Annotated in this window: 16 protein-coding genes and 1 pseudogene; 9 read left to right on the top strand and 8 right to left on the bottom strand. The window is 53.0% G+C overall.

From position 1 onward, the window contains the following. Positions 1-32: 32 nt before the first annotated feature. The 3 genes from fhuA to hrpB all read right to left on the bottom strand — a co-directional run bounded on the left by fhuA (position 33) and on the right by hrpB (position 7,569). Complete coding sequence (gene fhuA / locus SAQUA_RS05125) at positions 33-2,231, bottom strand: ferrichrome porin FhuA (protein WP_380674100.1); 2,199 nt, start codon at positions 2,229-2,231, stop codon at positions 33-35. 257 nt (positions 2,232-2,488) lie between these two features. Then, on the bottom strand, positions 2,489-4,990 hold the full coding sequence (gene mrcB / locus SAQUA_RS05120) for a bifunctional glycosyl transferase/transpeptidase (RefSeq protein WP_380674101.1): 2,502 nt from the start codon (positions 4,988-4,990) through the stop codon (positions 2,489-2,491). 128 nt (positions 4,991-5,118) lie between these two features. Next, the gene (gene hrpB / locus SAQUA_RS05115; RefSeq protein ID WP_380674194.1) at positions 5,119-7,569 is read right to left on the bottom strand and encodes an ATP-dependent helicase HrpB; all 2,451 of its coding nucleotides are present in this window, start codon (positions 7,567-7,569) and stop codon (positions 5,119-5,121) included. 67 nt (positions 7,570-7,636) lie between these two features. Here hrpB and thpR point away from each other — a divergent pair, with 67 nt between their 5' ends. The 6 genes and pseudogenes from thpR (at position 7,637) to folK (ending at position 12,734) form a co-directional block, all read left to right on the top strand. After that, on the top strand, positions 7,637-8,179 hold the full coding sequence (gene thpR, locus SAQUA_RS05110; protein WP_380674102.1) for an RNA 2',3'-cyclic phosphodiesterase: 543 nt from the start codon (positions 7,637-7,639) through the stop codon (positions 8,177-8,179). Then, entirely contained in the window at positions 8,176-8,883 is a 708-nt protein-coding gene (sfsA, locus tag SAQUA_RS05105) for a DNA/RNA nuclease SfsA (protein ID WP_380674103.1), read from the top strand. Before thpR ends, sfsA begins: the two co-directional genes overlap by 4 nt. Before the next feature lie 305 nt (positions 8,884-9,188). After that, positions 9,189-9,644, top strand: a complete 456-nt coding sequence (dksA, locus tag SAQUA_RS05100) for an RNA polymerase-binding protein DksA (RefSeq protein ID WP_380674104.1) — start codon at positions 9,189-9,191, stop codon at positions 9,642-9,644. A gap of 66 nt (positions 9,645-9,710) precedes the next feature. Further along, positions 9,711-10,621 (top strand): annotated as a pseudogene (gene gluQRS, locus SAQUA_RS05095) (tRNA glutamyl-Q(34) synthetase GluQRS). A 269-nt stretch (positions 10,622-10,890) separates the two neighbouring features. After that, positions 10,891-12,234, top strand: a complete 1,344-nt coding sequence (pcnB, locus tag SAQUA_RS05090) for a polynucleotide adenylyltransferase PcnB (protein WP_380674105.1) — start codon at positions 10,891-10,893, stop codon at positions 12,232-12,234. After that, the gene (folK, locus tag SAQUA_RS05085; protein WP_380674195.1) at positions 12,234-12,734 is read left to right on the top strand and encodes a 2-amino-4-hydroxy-6-hydroxymethyldihydropteridine diphosphokinase; all 501 of its coding nucleotides are present in this window, start codon (positions 12,234-12,236) and stop codon (positions 12,732-12,734) included. Before pcnB ends, folK begins: the two co-directional genes overlap by 1 nt. Here the strand turns inward: folK and qseC are convergent. Together qseC and qseB are read right to left on the bottom strand one after the other, a co-directional pair. Next, positions 12,731-14,089, bottom strand: a complete 1,359-nt coding sequence (gene qseC, locus SAQUA_RS05080; RefSeq protein WP_380674106.1) for a quorum sensing histidine kinase QseC — start codon at positions 14,087-14,089, stop codon at positions 12,731-12,733. The genes folK and qseC overlap by 4 nt on opposite strands. Next, the gene (gene qseB / locus SAQUA_RS05075) at positions 14,086-14,748 is read right to left on the bottom strand and encodes a quorum sensing response regulator transcription factor QseB (protein ID WP_380674107.1); all 663 of its coding nucleotides are present in this window, start codon (positions 14,746-14,748) and stop codon (positions 14,086-14,088) included. The genes qseC and qseB overlap by 4 nt, the downstream gene beginning before the upstream one ends. A gap of 163 nt (positions 14,749-14,911) precedes the next feature. On the opposite strand from qseB, the gene panB reads away from it, so the two are divergent. The 3 genes from panB to panD all read left to right on the top strand — a co-directional run bounded on the left by panB (position 14,912) and on the right by panD (position 17,374). Continuing rightward, a complete protein-coding gene (gene panB / locus SAQUA_RS05070; protein ID WP_380674196.1) occupies positions 14,912-15,706 on the top strand; it encodes a 3-methyl-2-oxobutanoate hydroxymethyltransferase in 795 nt (264 codons plus the stop codon). A gap of 56 nt (positions 15,707-15,762) precedes the next feature. Beyond that, positions 15,763-16,644, top strand: a complete 882-nt coding sequence (panC, locus tag SAQUA_RS05065) for a pantoate--beta-alanine ligase (protein WP_380674108.1) — start codon at positions 15,763-15,765, stop codon at positions 16,642-16,644. Positions 16,645-16,993: 349 nt separating this feature from the next. Then, complete coding sequence (gene panD, locus SAQUA_RS05060) at positions 16,994-17,374, top strand: aspartate 1-decarboxylase (RefSeq protein WP_174333009.1); 381 nt, start codon at positions 16,994-16,996, stop codon at positions 17,372-17,374. A gap of 57 nt (positions 17,375-17,431) precedes the next feature. Here panD and SAQUA_RS05055 read toward each other — a convergent pair whose 3' ends face one another. The 3 genes from SAQUA_RS05055 to SAQUA_RS05045 all read right to left on the bottom strand — a co-directional run bounded on the left by SAQUA_RS05055 (position 17,432) and on the right by SAQUA_RS05045 (position 20,572). Next, positions 17,432-18,712, bottom strand: a complete 1,281-nt coding sequence (locus SAQUA_RS05055) for a polysaccharide deacetylase family protein (RefSeq protein WP_380674109.1) — start codon at positions 18,710-18,712, stop codon at positions 17,432-17,434. A gap of 169 nt (positions 18,713-18,881) precedes the next feature. Continuing rightward, positions 18,882-19,652 (bottom strand): ABC transporter permease, encoded by a 771-nt coding sequence (locus SAQUA_RS05050; RefSeq protein WP_380674110.1) that lies wholly within the window; start codon positions 19,650-19,652, stop codon positions 18,882-18,884. Then, entirely contained in the window at positions 19,649-20,572 is a 924-nt protein-coding gene (locus SAQUA_RS05045) for an ABC transporter ATP-binding protein (protein ID WP_380674111.1), read from the bottom strand. Before SAQUA_RS05045 ends, SAQUA_RS05050 begins: the two co-directional genes overlap by 4 nt. Positions 20,573-20,752: the final 180 nt, after the last annotated feature.

Below are 20,752 nucleotides of genomic sequence, written 5' to 3'. Positions count from 1 at the left end.
AGGGGCGGTATAGCACCGCCCCCAGAAACCAATTAGAAACGGAAGGTGGCGGTGGCAACAACTTGGCGCTCTGCCCCCCAGAAACAACCATAGGTGGCAAAACAGCTTGCCACATGTTGTTTGTCAAACAGGTTATTGACGTTGAGCGCGACAGAGGATCCCGGCAAGTTGAAACGTGCCAGATCGTATTTGAGCACCGTATTCCAAATGGTGTAATCAGGTACTTTGAAGGTGTTAGCCTCATCACCGAAGGTAGAACCGGTATAACGTACACCAGCCCCCAAAGTCAGCCCACTCAGAGCCGTTTCGTGAAACGTATAGTCTCCCCATAGGGATGCCATATGCTTGGGAACTATCGCCGGTGTATTACCTTTATTGGTGGTATCTTCGGTATATTCGGCGTCGGTATAGGTATATGACGCTAGCAGGTTAATATTTGCCGTTAGTGCTGCCTTGCCTTCCAGCTCCACACCACGAGAACGGATCTCACCCGTCTGCTGTTGATACCAACCGCTACTGGCATGTTCAACATCCGTTACCAGACTGTTTGACTTGGTCAGTTGAAAAACCGCTATAGTGGCAGAAACAGGTCTGCCTTTGGGCATGTATTTCACACCGGCTTCATATTGTTCACCCCTCGAAGGAACAAAGGCTTTACCGCTATAACCGGCACCGACATTGGGTTCAAAGGATTGTGCATAACTGAGATACGGTGAGATGCCGTTGTCAAACAGGTAGTTAAGACCTATACGGCGGGTAAGTTGGCGATCATGCTGCTCACTATTGGCAATGAGGGCATTTTGCCCCCGATCTTCGACGGTGCTCTTCGCCCAGTCGTAACGCGCACCCATCGTCAGAAACCACTGGTTCCACTCGGCCTGATCCTGCAGGTAAATGCCCACTTGCCGCTGACCATTCACTTTACTGGTCGGGTTTATTGCCCCTTCGATCGCGTTGCCAAATTGCGGATTAGACAGATCCAGAGGACTTGTTACCCCCCAGCCACCCTGAATATCATTACTCATGCGCATGAAATCCACGCCGCTCAGCAAAGTATGATCCACCCGCCCGGTTGTGAATCTGGCCTGCCCTTGAGTGTCAACACTGAAGCTATTCAGGCGCTCATTCGAAATAATATAATTGCGCTTTAGAGTGATATTGTCGGCGGCAACGCCGTTACCGTAAATGTTATTCTGGTTGGTATGAAGCTGCATATAACGCAGGTTCTGGCGCACCGTCCAGGTGTCATTGAAATCGTGTGACAGGCTATAACCAAACAGGCGTGTCTGGCGTGAATAGAAATTGCTCTTTTCACCCTCGTTAAAATCCGTTGGCAGCTTACCGTAAGGGGCGGTTTCCACCGTTCCTTGCATCGGTAACCAACCATAATAGCCAAGGTTGGGGTCATGCTGTAAATAGGCATAAAGCGTCAGGTTGGTCTGTGCATCGGGCTGCCAACTGAAGGAGGGGGCAATGGCGTAGCGTTTTAGCTTGGCCATCTGTTGCTGGTCGTCTGCGTCTTTTGCCAATCCTGTCAGACGGAATGAGTACTTCCCGTCATCATCCAGCGAGTTGCCAAAATCAAACCCGGTCTGAAACAGGTTATCTGTCCCCATTTTGAATTGTACTTCCTGCAGGCGTTCCGTCACCGGGCGCTTACTGACCAAAGCAACAATTCCCCCTGGGTTACTTTTACCGTAAAGGACTGAGGAAGGCCCACGTAAAACTTCTGCGCGCTCCAGAAAATAAGGATCAACCGAGACTTCATTAAAGTAGTCCCCCTGTAGCTTCAAGCCATTCAGATAGATATTTGAGTTAACTGAGCCAAACCCGCGAATGTAAACAGCGTCATAGACATTAGAACTCCCCCGGCTACCCACCATAACACCGGGAGTGGATCCCAAAGCCTGTTTAACCGAGGTAGGTTGCAGAAGGTCCATTTGTTCGCGTGTAACCACAGAGACCGATTGCGGCGTTTTGACTAACGGCGTATCAGTTTTGGTGGCGGTCGCACTCCTCTTGGCCACAATGGTACCCACTGGCCCCCAGGCACTTTCCTGTTGGGTGCCACCACCCCCCCCAACTACCGTCATAGTATCTGCATCAGTGGCAGCGGAACTCTGAGCCGCAACCGCTGGCAAGGCTAATGTTGCCGCAATCGTGGTGACTAATACGCTAACAGGGAAAAAGTCTGGTTTGGCTGGTGATGAGTAGTAACGCTTGGTCAACATATCTGGTTTCTCTGGTGTTATTTTATTACGAATAGAAATGATAATTATTATTATAAGCGCGAGATTTTATGCGCAAGCAAACGGGAACTACAAGAGGATTTATGTAAGAAAATAGCTATAGGAATAAATAAGATAGCGGCATTAACAGAAATTAAATAAAAAAAACCAGAATCATAAAAAAGCCCGCAACAGAAAGCTACGGGCTGAATAACAGAGTAAAACCAACTTACCACCATGCTTAACATGGCATCCGCCACTTACTGGCCGAACATATCCCTAATCCAGCCTGCAACACCATCGGCATCCTTCTGCTCGCCTTGCGGTTGCTGCTGAGCGGGTTGCTGCCCTGGTGCCTGGCAGAGTCCCTGTGGGTTTTCGGTCCAGACCGGGATAGTACGTGCCCCACTACCGCCACAAACAAAATTACCGGCAGCATCAATAGCCATCTGACTGATCCCTTCAGGCTGCTGCAACTTCAAGATCAACGGCGTCTGGTTTTCCAGATAGCGGCGATACAGGGTCAATGCACCGTTGGCACCGGTCAGTTTGGCTGGGCCGTTGTTGTCACGGCCCACCCAGGCGATCGCTACTTCCTTGCCATCGATACCGGCAAACCAACTGTCACGCAGATCGTTAGTGGTACCGGTTTTGGCTGCCAGATTGTAATTGGAGAACTTGACCGCCAGTGAACGAGAGGTGCCGCGAGCCACCCCCTGCTGCATCGCATACAGCGTCAGGTAAGCCGCTTGCGCTGGCACCACTCGCTGTGCCTGTGGGAAGCTCTGATACAATACGGAACCATCCTCCGCAATCACCGAACGCACGGCAGACAGCGGCGCACGGTTGCCCCCGCTGGCGATGGTCTGATACTCCTGTGCCACTTCCATTGGCGTCAAACCTATCGCTCCCAGCAACATGGAAGGCAATGGTGTGATCGCCGTTTTTGGGATACCCAAAAGTTGCAGTGTGGCACTGATCCGATCCAATCCCACGGACATGCCCAGGTTTACCGTCGGCACGTTGAGCGAGTTGGCCAACGCGTCCACCAGCATCACTCGGCCACGGAATTGACGATCGTAGTTATTTGGCTGCCAAGAGCTGCCATTGGGTAATTTGATCGACAACGGTTGATCGGCCAACCAGGTATTAAGGCGATATTTGTCCGGCTCGGACAACGCAGCCAGGTAGGTTGGCGGTTTAGCCAACGATCCCACTAGACGGCGTGCCTGCATGGCGCGGTTAAAACCGGCAAACTGCGAGTTAGCTCCGCCGACCATGCCGCGCACTTCCCCGGTAAAGCGATCGACGATCACCATCGCCGCTTCCAGATCGTTAAGATGTCGCGCCGCACGCAGGGCGGGGATCCCCTCCTCTACCGCCCGCTCGGCAGCATCCTGTGAAACAGGATCCAGCGTGGTGAAGATCTTCACGCCGGACAGATCGTTAAACTTGTCACCAAGTTTGTTCTGCAACTCCTGACGCACCAGTTGCATAAATGCTGGTTGCGGTGAAATCACCCCACCTTTAGGCTGCACGCCCAACGGACGGGCACTCAGCATGTTATACAGTTCTGCATCGATCACACCCTGAGTCTGCAGCAACTTGAGCACCAGGTTACGGCGTTCCAGCGTAAGTTTGGGATTACGCCACGGGTTATACAGCGATGCCCCTTTAACCATTCCCACCAACAGCGCCTGCTGGTCCAGACTCAGTTCATCGACCGGACGACCAAAGTAATACAGGCTGGCCAGCGGGAAACCGCGGATCTCATCGCCACCACTTTGGCCGAGATAAACTTCGTTCAGATACAGCTCAAGGATACGGTCTTTGCTGTAGCGGTAATCCATTAGCAGCGCCATATAAGCTTCGTTGACCTTACGCCACAGCGAACGTTCGTTAGTCAGGAACAGGTTTTTGACCAACTGCTGGGTTAGAGTACTACCACCCTGCACCGCACGTCCGGCGGTCAGGTTAGCCAGCGCGGCTCGGCCAATGGAGTAAAGACTGACGCCATCATGCTCATAGAAATGACGGTCTTCGGTCGCGATCAGCGTCTCTACCAACAGATCCGGGAACCCGGTACGCGGCACAAACAGCCGCTGTTCACCGTTTGGCGATTGCAGCATGGTAATCAAACGCGGATCAAGGCGGAAGAAGCCAAAGTTACGCTGGTTTTCCATGTTGACAATTTTCGTCAGACTATTGTTCTGGAAATCCAGCCGGGCGTGGATCTGGCCCTCTTTGCCGTCTGGGAAGTCGAACGGCCGGCGCAACATCTCAATGCTGTTGGCCCGCACTGTGAATTCCCCCGGACGCGTCATGCGGCTGACCTGGCGATATTGCATCCCCTCCAGCAAGCTGACCATCTCCTTCTTACTGTACGGCATGCCCGGTTCCAGATTGACCATACGGCCATAAACCGCCGCCGGTAACTCCCAGACTTTGCCATCGATACGGCTACGGATCTGGGAATCCAGATAAACGCCATAAATCGCCAGTAATACGGCAACAACCAGAAACAGCTTAATCAGCAAGCCAAGCCAACGGCGCTTTTTACGTGGAGAATTTGCTTTTACCTTACGCGGCATACGCTCTTCCTCGTCATCGTATTCATCTTCTTCGTCATACTCATCCCGATAATCGTCTTCTTCGTAATCATCGTAGTCGTCATCACGGCGACGGCGCACCGGCTTGCGCGGTGCACTACGTTTTGGTTGTTTCCCTTTGCGCCCGATGGGTTCGCGGTCATCACCAGCCATTGCTGTTGTTCTCCACGCTTGCGGCACTGTTGGCCGTTTTTGGTCGCTTAATCTGTTCCTATACCATGGAGTTGAACAGAAGAAACATCTGAATTATCCAACTTACCGCCAACACAACAGCGGCAAAGTTACTGGTATTTCTTGGTTCGCCGAGTAGGGGCGGAGTTGGCCGGATCGTCCGGCCATACGTGCTTGGGATAGCGCCCTTTCATCTCTTTCTGCACTTCGCGATACGCTCCCTGCCAAAATGCTGCCAGATCGCCAGTGATCTGCAGCGGCCTGTGCGCGGGTGAGAGTAACTCAAGCACCACCGCGATGCGACCCTCAGCCAGCATTGGGCTGGATTGCTCACCGAACATCTCCTGTAAGCGCACAGCCAGTGCGGGCGGTTTATCTGCGTCATAGCGTATGGCTAGATGGCTGCCGGTCGGCACAGTGTAATGAGTAGGTAACGCCTTATCCAGCCGCTGTTTTTGCTGCCAATCCAGCAGCGAGGCCAACGCTTGCGCGATATTCACCTGTTTCAGCCCCCGGAGATCGCGGACCCCCTTTAACGAGGGGAGAAGCCATTTCTCCAGAGCTTCGAGTAACGACTCGTCATCTACCGCTGGCCACGCGGCCTCCGGCAGCCAACGCTGAGCACAATGCAGCCGCAGCCGTAACTGTTCCGCTGCGCTATCCCAGTTCAGCACCGCCAAGCCCTGAGCTCGCACCCAGTTTATCAGCGCCTGCTGTAGTTCTTCTTCCGCCGGTTTGGCTTGCGGTTGAGCGCGTAATATCAAGCGGCCAATCTGCTGGCGCTTCCAGGCACGTAAGGTGCCCTTTTCTTCATCCCACTCTACGGCTGTCTGGCTGCTGACAATCTCTGGCAACCGAACCACCAGTTCCTCAATGTCGACAGGCAAGGCCAGCAGGATGCGGGCATCCGGAGTGTTATGCCCTTGCAGCAGGCTGGGGATAATCAACCAAGGGGCTCTGGAGAGCGCTTCGTCCTGATTCATGGCTGCGCCCAAGCCGTTGGCTAATAGGTAACGTCCATCCTGACCACGCCGTTGGGCAATACGATCGAGAAAAGCCTGAGCCAGCAGCGGGGCGGCCAGATCGACGTCAATCTGACCACTTTTCTGCGCTAAACGTCTGCTTAATTGAGCCGCCCGGCGCTGCCAATGAGGTTGGGGGCGGCTCAGCCAATAGCCGATATCCAGTTGACCTGTGCGCGGTGGCTCTTCCAGCAACGTCGCCAACATGGCCGCCGTGGCTAATCCGTCGGCCCCCATCTGAGCCCCTGCGCAGAGCATGGCTGCCAGCCTTGGCTCACAGCCCAGCTCGGCCATCTGGCGGCCTTTGGCGGTTAATTTCTCGCTGTCGTCAATCGCTGCCAGGGTATGCAATAAGCGGCGAGCAGCCGCTAGTGCCGCCATCGGTGGCCGATCAAGCCAGGTCAATTGACCAACATCAACACACCCCCACTGCAACAATTCAAGCCAGAAGCTGGCCAAATCGCTTTGCAGGATTTCCGGTTCGGCATGTTCGGCCGCCCGCTCGGCCTGCTCTTTGGTAAACAAATGCCAGCAGATGCCGGGTTCCAGACGCCCGGCACGTCCGGCACGCTGGATCATCGATGCCTGACTGATACGCTGGCTGGCCAGACGGGTTAAACCGGAACGCACGTCATAGCGGGCAACGCGTTCCAGGCCGCTGTCGACCACCAGGCGAATACCTTCGATAGTCAGGCTGGTTTCAGCGATGTTGGTTGCCAAAACGACTTTTCGCCGCCCAGGAACTGCCGGTTGGATGGCTTTCTGTTGCTGTGCCAGCGGCAGAGCCCCATACAATGGACAGAGATCGACATCGGCGGCAACCTCCCCCGCGAGCCGTTCGAGCACACGGTTGATTTCCGCTACCCCCGGCAGGAAAAGCAGCAGCGATCCTGGCTGCTCAGACAACAAACGCTTCACCGCAGATGCCACACCGTCCTCCAACCTTTGATGGCTGGCCATGGGTTGGTATTGACGATCGACCGGATAACTACGCCCTTCAGACACCACCACCGGCGCTTCTGGCAGCAATTGTGACAGACGCGCATTATCCAGCGTTGCCGACATGATTAATAATTTCAGATCGTCACGCAGTCCCTGTTGCACATCAAGCAGCAAGGCTAAGGCCAGATCGGCCTGTAAACTACGTTCGTGGAATTCATCAAGAATGATCAGGGAGACCCCTTGCAGCTCCGCATCCTGTTGCAACATGCGGGTGAGGATCCCTTCGGTGACCACTTCCAAGCGTGTATTTGGCCCACTTCGGCTCTCGGCACGCATGCGGTAGCCGACGGTCTGACCGGGCTCCTCCCCCAATTGCTGTGCCAGACGATAAGCCACGTTTTTTGCCGCCAATCGCCTGGGTTCCAGCATAATGATCCGCCCAGGCAAATTAGCTTTTGCCAGGATCTGCAACGGTAACCAAGTGGATTTACCCGCACCGGTTGGGGCATGCAGTAACACCTGCGGAGCTGATTGCAGTGCGGCGAGCAGTTCATCGAGAACCGCGCTGACGGGCAGTGAGGACACAAAACTCTCCATAGGGTAGTTAATGGACGGCGCACATTGTAGCATTACACCCAGCGTTTCATTCATTTACCGGGGATCCATGTCTTATTCGCGCCGCCTGTTTTTTGCCCTATCGTTACCTGATGCCTTGCAGCAGCAAGTGATCCGCTGGCGTGCCGTTTCTTTTCATCCCGACGATGGCCGCCCAGTGGTGGCTGCCAACCTGCATCTGACGCTGGCATTTCTTGGCGAAGTCAGTGCGCAAAAAGAGCTGGCGCTGAAAATGCAGGCAGGGCGCATTATCCAAACCGGTTTTGACATCAGCCTTGACGATCTGGGCCATTGGCCACGTCCTGGAGTGGTCTGGCTGGGTACCAAGCGAGCACCACGCGCATTATTACAGCTAGCACAACTGCTGCGTTCACAGGCCGCACGCAGTGGCTGTTATCAAAGCCCACTGCCGTTTCATCCCCATGTCACGCTACTGCGTGCTGCCACCAAACCCGTCGCCATTCCGCCGGCAACACCGGGATGGCTGTTCAACGCCTGTCATTTCTCTTTATATCAGTCAGTGTTTGAACATGGCCGCACCCGCTATCATGAACTCGAGCAGTGGCAACTTGGCCAACAGGATAATCCATGATTTTCACCCCACCGCTGAAGCCAGCCCGGCTTATCAAACGTTACAAGCGATTTCTAGCTGATGTGATCACCCCCGAAGGTGAAACCTTTACGCTGCATTGTGCCAACACTGGTGCGATGACCGGTTGTGCGACGCCGGGCGATACCGTCTGGTATTCCACTTCAGACAATCCCAAGCGCAAATATGCCCACAGTTGGGAACTCACCCATACTCAGCAAGGTCACTGGATCTGCGTCAATACCCTGCGTGCCAACACCTTGGTTCGCGAAGCGATTGAGCAGAATATAATCAATGAATTATCCGGTTACAGTAAAATAACCAGCGAAGTAAAATATGGTGACGAGAATAGCCGTATCGACTTGTTATTACAGGCAGAAAACCGGGTTAACTGCTATATTGAGGTAAAGTCAGTCACACTATTGCAACAACAACGTGGTTACTTTCCTGATGCGGTAACGTTGAGGGGGCAAAAGCATCTGCGTGAACTGTTAAGCGTGGTTGAACAAGGCCAACGGGCAGTGCTGTTATTTGCCGTGTTACATAGCGGTATTCATCAGGTTACACCCGCGTACCATATCGATCAGCGTTATGCGGCATTACTGACACAGGTTAGGCAGTTGGGAGTGGAAGTTTTTTGTTACGGGGCAAAATTATCGCCTGACGGTATTTATCTCTGTGATAAGTTGCCGTTTTTAATCGACTAGCCTGTCCGGACACGAATAAATTTACAACCGGATAATGCTTAGTCGAATACGCCTTCCTTCACAGCATTGTCAAGCAGGCGACAGGAATAATTGCCATCCCCCTTCCCTTCTGTTATTTATAGCGGCCTGTTTTTCCCCCATATTGGGGATTCGACATACCCTGTCGCATTCAACAGGTGGGTCGGCGGTCACAAAGTACACCTTTGGCAACGGTAAGCCTAGGTAGTCAGAGTGAGCAATGCGGCCAATGTCCCGGTAGCTTGTTGAATGATGGGTATAGTGCGTGTGTATGTAGGAGAAGCAATATGCAAGAAGGGCAAACCCGTAAAACCTCGTCCTTGAGCATTCTCGCCATCGCTGGGGTGGAGCCGTACCAAGAGAAGCCGGGCGAAGAGTACATGAACGACGCCCAGTTGACGCATTTCAGGCGCATTCTTGAAGCATGGCGCAACCAACTCAGGGACGAAGTAGATCGTACCGTTTCGCATATGCAGGAAGAGGCAGCAAACTTCCCTGATCCAGCCGACCGTGCTACTCAGGAAGAAGAGTTCAGCCTTGAATTGCGTAACCGCGATCGCGAACGCAAACTGATCAAAAAGATCGAGAAAACGCTGAAGAAAGTGGAAGACGATGATTTCGGCTACTGCGAATCTTGTGGCGTGGAGATCGGCATTCGTCGCCTTGAGGCGCGCCCGACTGCCGATTTGTGCATCGACTGCAAGACGTTGGCCGAAATCCGCGAAAAGCAGATGGCCGGCTAAGCAGTGAGTTGTTACCCCCTGCGGCACGTGTACACCACGCGTGCCGCACAGAGTAAAACCTCCAATATGCAACAAAGTCATTATGTGGGGCGCTTCGCCCCATCACCTTCCGGAGATCTTCATTTCGGTTCGCTGATTGCCGCTCTTGGGAGTTATCTCCAGGCTCGTGCACAGCGTGGCCGCTGGTTGGTACGTATTGAAGATATCGATCCTCCGCGTGAAGTTGCTGGCGCCGCTAGCCGAATTTTATCTGCGTTAGAGCATTATGGTCTGCATTGGGACGGTGAGATCCTCTATCAATCCCAACGTCACGATGCCTATCGCGCAACACTGGATTGGCTGCAACAGCAGGATCGGAGCTATTATTGCTGTTGTACCCGCAGCCGTATCCAGCAGATCGGCGGTATATACGACGGCCACTGCCGCAACCTTCAGCTTGGCCCGCATGGGGCCGCTCTCCGCTTGCGACAATCAAACCCCGTCTACGCTTTTGACGACCGGTTACAGGGGGAACTGCTCGCAGATCCGGCTCTGGCGCAGGAGGATTTCATTATCCGCCGCCGTGACGGCCTGTTCGCCTATAACCTGGCGGTAGTCATTGATGACGATTTTCAAGGTGTTACCGAAATTGTACGGGGTGCCGATCTGATCGAACCAACGGTACGCCAGATTGCGCTGTACCAGCAATTACAGGCTCCGGTCCCAGCATATGTTCACCTGCCGCTGGCGCTGGGTGGTAATGGGCTCAAACTGTCGAAGCAAAACCATGCTCCCGCACTCCCCTTGAGCGATCCGCGTCCGGTACTGATTGAAGCCCTGAAGTTTTTGCATCAGCCGCAGCCAGAAAGCTGGCAAGATCTTGATCTACCAATGTTATTGAGCTGGGCAGTTCAACATTGGCGGTTGGAGGATGTGCCGCGTCAACAGGCTATTACCTGTGTAAAAACACAACGGCATTCTCAAAGGGGCCATGGTGAGCTATGATTAGCCGCTATTTTTTTGTTATCACTATTTTTATCCGTCACTATCGAGGTGTACCATTTTTACCCGAGTAGCCAATTTCTGCCGTAAGGTACTAAACCGCGATGACAAGCTAAACCGCGATGAAGCACCGGCAAGCGATAACAAAACAGATCGCGAAGAAATTACGCCCACAGAACAATCATCAGCCGCAGCGCCGCAGCGCCCTACCGAAAGCGGTAGAGAAGCGCCTGCACGCCGCCCGGCTGCGCGTAAGCGTCCACCAATGCCAGCGGCACAGGGAACACAATCAATGACCGTGATCCCGCGTGACCAACACACGATCTCACGCAAAGATATCAGCGAAAACGCCTTGAAGGTGCTGTACCGCCTCAATAAATCTGGCTACGAAGCCTATCTGGTTGGCGGTGGTGTTCGCGATCTGTTGCTCGGCAAAAAGCCGAAAGATTTTGACATTACGACCAACGCCACACCGGAACAGGTTCGTAAACTCTTCCGCAATTGCCGTTTGGTTGGCCGCCGTTTCCGGCTGGCACATGTCATGTTCGGGCCGGAGATTATCGAAGTTGCCACTTTCCGTGGTCCTCACGAACAAAGTGAAGAATCAGACAAAAATTCCTCTCAGCAGGCCGTGAATGGCATGCTGCTGCGTGACAACATCTTTGGTTCGATCGAAGAAGATGCCCAGCGCCGGGATTTCACTATCAACAGTCTGTATTACGGCGTAGCAGACTTTACCTTACGTGACTATGTAGGTGGCCTGCGCGACTTGCAGCAAGGGGTGATCCGTCTGATTGGCGATCCTGAAACCCGTTACCGTGAAGATCCGGTGCGCATGCTGCGCGCGGTTCGCTTCGCCGCAAAGCTGGATATGACCCTCAGCGAAGAAACTGCCGAGCCAATCCCTCGGTTGGCTTCACTGCTACGAGAGATCCCGCCAGCGCGTCTGTTTGAAGAATCGCTGAAATTGCTGCAGACGGGTTACGGCTATAAAACCTACCTCAAGCTCTGTGAATATCAGCTATTCCAGCCCCTGTTCCCGCTGATTGCGCGCCATTTCACGCCGCAGCAAGACACGCCGATGGAGCGTATTCTGGCACAGGTACTGAAAAATACCGATCACCGTCTGCAAAACGATATGCGCGTCAATCCGGCGTTCCTGTTTGCGGCCATGTTGTGGTATCCACTGCTTGAGCATGCGCAGAAACTGGCGCAGGAAAGCGGGCTGGCCTATTACGATGCTTTTGCGCTGGCGATGAATGACGTTCTAGACGAAGAGTGCCGCTCGTTGGCTATTCCTAAACGCATCACCACGCTGGTACGTGATATCTGGCAATTGCAGTTACGTTTGTCCCGTCGCCAGGGCAAGCGTGCGCACAAGCTGATGGAACATCCTAAATTCCGTGCGGCGTACGATCTGCTGGCACTCCGTGCTGAAGTGGAAAATAACCCGGAAATGCTGCGTCTGGCCGAATGGTGGGACGAATTCCAGGAGGCAACTCCGGCGCGTCAGAAAACCATGCTGAGTACGTTGGGCGAAGATCCGGCCCCGCGCCGTGCACGTCAACGCCGCCCACGCCGCAAAGTGCCACGTAAAGAAGGGGCATGATGGTTCGCGTTTACATCGCGTTAGGGAGCAATCTGGCGCACCCGCTGCAACAGGTGGAAACCGCACTGGAAGCGCTGGATCATATTCCGCAAAGCTCCCTGATCGCCTGCTCACCGTTTTACCGCACTAAACCGCTTGGGCCGCAAAACCAGCCGGATTACCTCAATGCCGTGGTGGCACTGGATACCCAGTTGCCACCTGAGCAGTTGCTTGACCATACTCAAGCGATAGAACGTAACCAGGGGCGGGTGCGTAAAGATGAGCGTTGGGGACCACGCACGCTGGATCTGGATATCATGCTCTACGGCGACAAGCTGATTGATACCGAAAGGTTAACCGTGCCCCATTACGGCCTGAAACAGCGTGAATTCATGCTCTATCCGCTGGCGGACATTGCTGCCGAGCTGGTTTTCCCCGATGGTGAAACACTCGCCGACTGCTTGAAGCGGGTACCTAAAAACGGCATGGAGCTGTGGCATGCATGCTCATTCAGCCTTTAAAAAGCCACGGTGACGATAAATCCCCCTGAGGGCCGATTGGCAAAACTCACCCGTAACCCATGCAGGCTGGCAATAAGCTGCACAATGGAAAGCCCCAGCCCGCTTCCCGTCTGCTCCTGCCCCGGTGGGCGGTAAAAACGCTCCCCCAGTCTGGCAAGATGCTCATCTGTCACGCCAGGGCCATCATCTTCTACCTTAAGTTGTCTGGTAGTCAGCGTGACCATTACCGTACCGCCCGCTGGCGTATAGCGCACCGCATTATCCAACAAATTGCGCACCAGCAGCGATAACAGCAGCCGTTGACCCAACAGTTGCGAAGGTTCGCCCTGCTGCTCATAACGTAGCGTAATGCCTGCTGCATGAGCAGTGTGCTCCAATTCTGCCAATGTCTTCGTCACCAGTTGGCGCCAATCGACAGATTCAAGATCGTTCAAATCAGAAAATGAGTCTAGCCGAGACAGAGTGAGCAGTTGATCCACCAGGCGCGTAGCTCGATCAATACCAATCGTCAGATTGTTCACCGCATGATCACGCATTTGCGTGTCGTCTCCCGCCAGTTGCACCACTTCAGTTTGCACCCTTAGTGCCGCCAGTGGGCTACGCAGTTCATGGGCGGCATCTGAAGTAAAGCGTCGCTCGCGCAGCAACATGGTATTGATACGTGCGAATAACGTGTTAAGCGCATCCACCAGCGGACGAACTTCCGTCGGTACCTGATGAGCATCCAATTGCGAGGCATCGTCTGGGGCCCGTTGCCGCAGGCCAGCGGCTACTTCCCGTAGCGGCCTGAGCTCACGTCCCACCATCAAGGCCATTAACAACATCAGGATCGGCAAAGTTACCAGCCACGGTACCAGTTGCCCTATAACCATACCCAACGCCATGTCATGACGATATTCCCACTCCTGGCCAACCACGATACGGTAGCGCCCGTCGGGGCTATTCAGCCAAAGTAACCGCCAACTATCGCTGTCGCCTTTAGGTTTGCTATCGGTAAAGCCTTCCGATTTACCGTCAAACAGAAAGTCTGCACCGTTTTCTCCGTCGTTGAGCAACATTTTGCCGTCACGAGAAAAGATAGCGAATGCCAACGCATCGTCCTCCTGCTCGCCGCGCTTACCGTGATGCAGAATCTTTTTGGTTTTCGGCAAACTCTGGTCGTTCAGAGTGGTGAGACGATCCCCCAGGTTAGTGGTTGCCAACCGCTTGGCAAACAGCATCTGTTGGGTGTCAAAGACTTCGTTGATGGTGTGACGTGTGATCATCCAAGCCACCACACTGGCAGCACACCAAGTGACTATAGCCAATATGCTGAATATCAGTATCAACCGCAGTCGCAGACTCAGAGACTTCACGGTTCATCCCCCAACGTGTAACCAACGCCATGAACGGTACGGATAAAGCCATTCCCTAGTTTGCGCCGCAAATGATGGATATGAACCTCAACCGCGTTACTGCTCACCTCATCGTCCCAGTTATACAGTTTTTCCTGAATCAGTGTCCGTGCCAGTACTCGATCTTTGTTGAGCAGGAACAGTTCCAAAACCTCCAGCTCACGTGGCGTCAGCGTGACGGGTTCACCATTGCAGCTCACGCTACGGGACGCCGTATCAAAGACGACATTGCCGTGCACCCACTTAGGCTTCAATTGACCATGGCGGCGACGGATCAGTGCCAGCAAGCGTGCAGCAACTTCGGTGAGCGCGAAAGGCTTGCACAGATAGTCATCTGCTCCATTTTGTAATCCGTTGACACGTTGTTCCAACGCATCACGCGCGGTGAGGATCAGCACTGGCACATCATGTCCGGCCTGACGCCACAGGCGCAGTAGATCAAGCCCATCGATCCCCGGCAGGCTGAGATCGAGGATCACTGCATCATAGGGTGCACTTTCCAACGCGTTCTTGCCGATCATGCCATCGGTAAACCAATCGATGTTAAACCCCAGTTTGCTCAAACCCGCCTTGATGCCATCGCCAATCAGCTTGTCGTCTTCGATCAACAAAACTCTCATAAACTCACCTTTTTAGTCATTACCGCCATTACACCATAAGGTTCTTAAGAACTTCTTAATCATCATGAACGGTGCTACCCACTCAGTAAGGGTTACAGTAGAATGGCAACACTTTTGCCCCCGTATCGCAGCCGCAGTGCGGCTATTATCAGGAGACGTTGTGATGAAACCTACCACCATCAGCCATTTGCGCCAATGGAAACAGGAGCAGCGCAAGTTTGCTACCATTACCGCTTACGATGCCAGCTTCGCTCAGCTGTTTGCCGAGCAAGGTATTAAAGTGTTACTGGTGGGTGATTCATTGGGCATGACCCTGCAAGGCCACGACTCAACGCTCCCGGTTACCGTCGCCGACGTTGCCTATCACACCCGCGCGGTACGCCGTGGTGCGCCTGCCTGCCTGCTATTGGCAGATTTGCCCTTCATGAGTTATGCCACACCGGAACAAGCATTTAACAGTTCGGCAGAACTGATGCGTGCCGGGGCGAATATGGTCAAGTTGGAAGGTGGCAGTTGGCTGTATGAAACGGTGAAGATGCTCACGGAGCGTGCCGTTCCCGTCTGTGGCCATCTTGGCCTTACCCCTCAGTCTGTCAACGTATTCGGCGGTTACAAAGTGCAGGGGCGTGATGAACTGGCGGCCAAACAGTTGCTGGAGGATGCCAAAAACCTGGAATTAGCAGGGATACAACTACTGGTGCTGGAGTGTGTACCAACTGAACTTGCCCGTAAGGTCACCGAGGCCTTATCAATTCCGGTTATCGGTATTGGCGCAGGCAATGCCACTGATGGGCAGATATTGGTGATGTATGACGCTTTAGGAATAACCGGCAGTCATACCCCTAAATTTGCTAAAAACTTCCTGGCGCAGAGCGGTGATATCCGCAGCGCTGTCCAGTTGTATATTCAGGAAGTAGAGCAAGGCATTTACCCCGATGAACAGCACTCGTTCAATTGAGTGGGCAGTTGAAAATAAAATTACGCGCTGACGGTTGGATCTCAAGGAGTTAAGGAATGGTCATTATCGAAACCCTGCTATTGCTGCGCCAGCAAATTCGCCGCTGGCGGCAAGAGGGTAAACGCATCGCTCTGGTACCCACCATGGGCAATCTGCATGAAGGCCATATGACGCTGGTTGAAGAAGCCCGCGCCCTTGCCGACATTGTGGTGGTGAGTATTTTCGTTAACCCGATGCAATTCGAGCGCCCGGACGATCTGGCGCGCTACCCGCGCACGCTGCAGGAGGACTGTGAAAAACTGAATCGTCGTAACGTCGACCTTGTCTTCGCCCCAGCACCTGCAGAGGTTTACCCTGAAGGCATTGGTGAGCAGACCAGCGTTGATGTTCCGGGGATCTCCACCATGCTGGAAGGAGCCAGTCGGCCAGGGCATTTTCGCGGTGTTTCCACCGTCGTCAGTAAATTGTTCAACCTGGTTCAACCGGATGTGGCCTGCTTCGGTGAGAAAGACTACCAACAACTGGCCTTGATCCGCAAAATGGTCACAGACATGGGTTATGACATCGAGATTGTCGGAGTGCCTACGGTACGAGCCAAAGACGGTCTGGCTCTTAGTTCACGTAATGGCTACCTTACCGCTGAAGAGCGTAAGATCGCTCCGCAGCTCAGCAAGATTATGAACGCGCTGGCGGAGCAACTCGGCAACGGTGAACGTCATGTTGAACAGCTATTGATGCAGGCAGCCGATAAACTGCGTGCCGCAGGTTTCACACCGGATGAGCTGTTTATTCGCGATGCGGATACCCTGCAACCCTTGAGTGTGGAGAGCCGCCGCGCAGTCGTGCTGATGGCAGCCTGGTTGGGCAAGGCCCGCCTGATCGACAATCAGCAGGTCGACCTGACACAATTTACTCTAAATAATTCGAGTTGCATGTAGGCGGCAAGACCAAAACTCGCCAAGAGCATAGCCCACTATGTGACTGATGCAACAAATCTGCCTGGAGCAGATTTGAACGCTGCTTGCAGCGGCCCCAAAGGGGCGAGGCCCATGGACGGGTCAAGTAGTTGGCGCAGCCAACACCCATGCAACTTGAATTATGACGTATAAGCTATTTGTTGTAGATTCATTGCCGTTCTGACCACGTTGGCAGTAGACTGATTCGGTTTATCAGCGGCGATATGCTGTTAAGTTTCAATCTGCGGTTTAAGCCAGAACGGTGCCAGAAAGCAGGAATATAGATAAACTCAGCCGCCTGAAAAGGCCGATATTCAGTTAGGTAACGCTTATGATACGTACTATGTTGCAAGGCAAACTGCATCGGGTGAAAGTGACTCAGGCTGACCTGCATTATGAAGGTTCCTGCGCCATCGACCAGGACTTTCTGGAGGCCGCAGGTATCCTGGAATATGAAGCGATTGATATTTACAACGTTGACAATGGCCAACGTTTCTCCACTTATGCTATCGCTGCCGAACGCGGCTCACGCATTATTTCGGTCAACGGCGCGGCAGCCCGCTGCGCCTGCGTTGGCGATAAGCTGATCATCTGCTCTTACGTGCAGATGAGCGACGCCGATGCTCGCCAACATCACCCGAAAGTCGCCTACTTTGAAGGTGAAAACCACCTGCAGCGCAAGGCGAAAGCCGTTCCTGTCCAGGTTGCCTGATAATATAACGGGCACTTTCGGTGCCCGTTATACTCGAATTATTTAGAGTATATATCTTTACTGCGTGACTACAGCACCCGGCTTATTGGCGATGCGTTCTGCCATGGTTGGAATCGAATCGGTACGCAGAATATATAATCGTTTCAAGGTGTACGGGTTATCACCCGGCTTCACTTTCCCCTGAACCGTAGTCACCGCTATATGCAACCCAGCGTCTTTTGCCGCCTGGATAGCGGTTTGGTTATAGCCACCGAACGGGTAGGAAAGGTACAGCACATGCGGGTTGAACTGTTCCAGCGCCCTTCTTGAACGCTCAAAATCAAACTCAATATTGTGCAGCGACCGGCTCAGTAAGATCGGCTTGCGGTTAGGCCCGGTGCGATGCAGAAAATGCGTATGTGATTGGATATCAAATACATCCTGAATCTCCCGCAACTCCGAGATGCTCATAAACTGCAGTGAGTCTGGATCCCACTTCTGCGGATGCCGCTTGATACGCGAAGAGATGATGAATGCCGTAGCGCGGAACCCATAGTTCTTGAGCACCGGATAAGCATAGCGATATACCGACTTCAGCCCATCGTCAAAGGTTAGCACCACGGCTTTTCCCGGCAAGTTTATCTGATTGTTCAGATAGGCTTCCAATTGGTACATGGAAATGGTGTCATAACCTGCGCGCTTGAGGTAGGTCATCTGGTTACTGAATGCCACGTCAGAAGTGGTGGTTGAAGTATTGCGGAAACGTTTATTCTCCTCGTTCTTCAACAGGTGGTGATAGGTCAGCACCGGGATACCGTTATCTATCTCACAGTCCTGCTCGCTGACATATCCTAAACGTTGGCCGATGTTCACTTCATACCAGGTATTATTCAGCCTGTCTTTCAACTTGCCGATGATCGGATAGCGCAGATTCTCTTCCAGTACGCCAAAGGTTTCGCTGTCACTATCCGCCCGGGTGTAGACGTTGATCGGCCTCTGAGTGATCAGGTTTTGATTAGTGACCTGCTTGTTCAACTCAGCGAGACTATCATTCCCTTTGCGTGACTTAGCCACGCTACGTACATCTTCTTTATCTATAAAGCCGGTGCCGTTACCAAACTTGAACTCATAGTATTCTGCCTCTGCCGGGAACACCTGGAGCAGTTGCCCCTTCTTCACCTGACCAACAGGAATAACGCGCTCACCGATCAACGAATAGATCTCACTATTGCGTTGGGCTTCCATGTACTCGGCTTTAGCGGCACTATTTTCCGACAGTAGATCCGCCAATGCCGAGGGGGCCAAAAACGACATAAAAATGCCAAGTAGTACTGCCACTATTTTGTGTTGAGACTGCATGGGTTGTTCTACTTAGGAATAGGTAATTAGAAAACGAATAAAAATTGGAGAACTAGCATAGCACGATTTAAATCATCGAGAAAAAGGCGTTGCTCGCTCAATTCTATAGATTTAATTGATACATGAGCCAAATCAATAAACCCCTCCCCGGGTTGGGAGGGGTTTTATATCAGGAACGTAAACCGCGGCCACGCTCGATCAGGTACCAGGCTACACCGTAAAACACCACGATGAATGCCACCAGCACCGCCATGGTAAATACCAGCGGTACATCGGCAATCCCCAGGAAACCAAAGCGAAAACCACTAATCATGTAAACAATAGGGTTCAGTTTAGAGACTGCCTGCCAGAATGGCGGTAACAGCGTCAGCGAGTAAAACACCCCGCCCAAGTAAGTCAACGGCGTCAAAACAAAAGTCGGTACCAGGCTGATATCGTCAAAAGTGGTAGCAAAAACGGCATTGATCAGGCCACCCAGCGAGAAGAGGATCGCCGTCAGCATCAGCGTTAACGCGATCACCCACCACGCATGGACCTGTAATGGAACAAAGAACAGTGAAATCACCGTCACCAGTATCCCGACGCAAACGCCGCGCGCTACACCGCCACCCACATAGCCAGCAATCACCACATGGGTCGGAACCGGAGCTACCAGCAACTCTTCAATGTTACGCTGGAACTTGGCACTGAAGAACGACGCAGCCACGTTAGCGTAAGAGTTGGTGATCACCGCCATCATGATCAGACCGGGGACGATAAACTGCATATAATCAAAACCATGCATTTCACCAATACGTGAACCAATCAGGTTACCGAAAATGATGAAATACAGCGTCATGGTGATCACTGGCGGAACCAGAGTCTGGATCCAGATGCGTGCGAAACGGTTGATCTCTTTTGCCCAGATGCTCTTCAAGGCCACCCAATACAAATGCGTCATGCTTGTTCTCCATTGCCATTCACCAGATTGACGAACAGCTCTTCCAGCCGGTTTGCCTTGTTACGCATACTCAGAACTTGAATCCCTTGCGCACTCAGTTGGGCGAACAGGCCATTAAGACCTTGTTCACGCATGACTTCTACTTCCAGGGTGGAGGTATCCGTCAAACGGCTATGATAACCGTCAAGTTTCGGCAACGGACTTTTTGCTGCCAGATCGAGGATGAAGGTTTCCGACTTAAGCTTCGCCAGCAGCCCTTTCATTGACGTGTTTTCTACCAGTTCACCGTGTTGAATGATGCCTATATTGCGGCATAGCATCTCGGCTTCTTCCAGATAGTGGGTCGTCAGGATGATGGTGGTGCCCTGAGCATTCAACTCTTTGAGGAACCCCCACATCGAGCGGCGCAGCTCGATATCAACCCCGGCAGTGGGCTCATCGAGGATCAGCAGTTTGGGTTGATGCATCAGCGCACGGGCAATCATCAGGCGGCGTTTCATCCCACCAGAAAGCATGCGCGCCCGCTCATTGCGTTTGCCCCAAAGATCGAGCTGGGAAAGATACTGCTCCGCTCGCGCATTCGCCTCGCGACGCTCAACGCCATAATAACCCGCCTGGTTGACCACAATCTGCATCACGGTTTCAAACGGATTAAAGTTGAACTCCTGCGGCACCAGGCCAAGCTGACGCTTGGCATTGACGATATCTTTGTCAATATCGTAACCAAACACCCGTACGCTGCCAGAAGTCTTGTTCACCAGCGAACTGATGATACCGATGGTAGTTGATTTTCCGGCACCATTTGGCCCTAGCAGGGCATAAAAATCTCCTGCCTCAACGTTCAGATCGATACCGCGCAATGCCTTCACACCGCCGGCATAGGTTTTGGTCAACTGCGCAATTTCCAGTGCATAATTCATAAGTGAGTGAGTACCTTGTGAAGATGGGTATGCTGCTGTGCTGGGTAATCAGGTGAGTTTATCATCAGCAGTCTCCTTACAGCGTCGAATCCGTGCGAAAATTTGTCTCACTGTTCCGATTTCCAAATTGTGAAGCTTGCCATATATTACATCAACGCAATTCGTTCATTACAGGCCAAT

It is taken from the genome of Serratia aquatilis (assembly GCF_044865145.1).
Classification (GTDB): domain Bacteria; phylum Pseudomonadota; class Gammaproteobacteria; order Enterobacterales; family Enterobacteriaceae; genus Chania; species Chania aquatilis.
This window is presented reverse-complemented; position numbering and strand designations above follow the sequence as displayed.

Coding starts and splice junctions, on each gene's coding strand:
- fhuA (WP_380674100.1), bottom strand. CDS start 2,231: ATGTTGACCAAGCGTTACTACTCATCACCAGCCAAACCAGACTTTTTC.
- mrcB (WP_380674101.1), bottom strand. CDS start 4,990: ATGGCTGGTGATGACCGCGAACCCATCGGGCGCAAAGGGAAACAACCA.
- hrpB (WP_380674194.1), bottom strand. CDS start 7,569: ATGGAGAGTTTTGTGTCCTCACTGCCCGTCAGCGCGGTTCTCGATGAA.
- thpR (WP_380674102.1), top strand. CDS start 7,637: ATGTCTTATTCGCGCCGCCTGTTTTTTGCCCTATCGTTACCTGATGCC.
- sfsA (WP_380674103.1), top strand. CDS start 8,176: ATGATTTTCACCCCACCGCTGAAGCCAGCCCGGCTTATCAAACGTTAC.
- dksA (WP_380674104.1), top strand. CDS start 9,189: ATGCAAGAAGGGCAAACCCGTAAAACCTCGTCCTTGAGCATTCTCGCC.
- pcnB (WP_380674105.1), top strand. CDS start 10,891: ATGCCAGCGGCACAGGGAACACAATCAATGACCGTGATCCCGCGTGAC.
- folK (WP_380674195.1), top strand. CDS start 12,234: ATGGTTCGCGTTTACATCGCGTTAGGGAGCAATCTGGCGCACCCGCTG.
- qseB (WP_380674107.1), bottom strand. CDS start 14,748: ATGAGAGTTTTGTTGATCGAAGACGACAAGCTGATTGGCGATGGCATC.
- panB (WP_380674196.1), top strand. CDS start 14,912: ATGAAACCTACCACCATCAGCCATTTGCGCCAATGGAAACAGGAGCAG.
- panC (WP_380674108.1), top strand. CDS start 15,763: ATGGTCATTATCGAAACCCTGCTATTGCTGCGCCAGCAAATTCGCCGC.
- panD (WP_174333009.1), top strand. CDS start 16,994: ATGATACGTACTATGTTGCAAGGCAAACTGCATCGGGTGAAAGTGACT.
- SAQUA_RS05055 (WP_380674109.1), bottom strand. CDS start 18,712: ATGCAGTCTCAACACAAAATAGTGGCAGTACTACTTGGCATTTTTATG.
- SAQUA_RS05050 (WP_380674110.1), bottom strand. CDS start 19,652: ATGACGCATTTGTATTGGGTGGCCTTGAAGAGCATCTGGGCAAAAGAG.
- SAQUA_RS05045 (WP_380674111.1), bottom strand. CDS start 20,572: ATGAATTATGCACTGGAAATTGCGCAGTTGACCAAAACCTATGCCGGC.